Annotated in this window: 1 protein-coding gene; it reads right to left on the bottom strand. The window is 50.2% G+C overall.

Translation table 11 applies throughout. The features are described from left to right. Positions 1-331 (bottom strand): hypothetical protein (locus AB4512_RS23445; protein WP_372175923.1); only part of this gene is annotated, 331 nt, incomplete at both ends.

Raw genomic sequence — 331 nt, 5'->3', positions numbered from 1 at the left:
TGTTCACGCTGCTCGGGTGTTAGCTCTGGCATGATCTTACGCGCCATACGCTGTATGGATTTGTATTGCTCAGGATCCACTGCTTTGAGCTGCTTGTGCTTTCTTGAATTAAACGGTTTAGCCGGAATGTTATCCATGTCGCCATGAAAGAAGCGATCAATCGCCTGTGCAGCAATGCGCCCATCCCCCACCGCTTCCACTGCGGTTGCAGGGCCGCGTCGGAAATCACCGATACTAAAGATATTGCCGGTACCTGTATGCATGGTTTGCGGATCGGCATCAGCGGTATTCCAACGAGTAAGAGGAATATCAATCGCTTCATTGTCCATAA

The sequence above is a fragment of the Vibrio sp. 10N.222.52.B7 genome, from assembly GCF_041474275.1.
GTDB lineage: Bacteria > Pseudomonadota > Gammaproteobacteria > Enterobacterales > Vibrionaceae > Vibrio > Vibrio crassostreae_C.
This window is presented reverse-complemented; position numbering and strand designations above follow the sequence as displayed.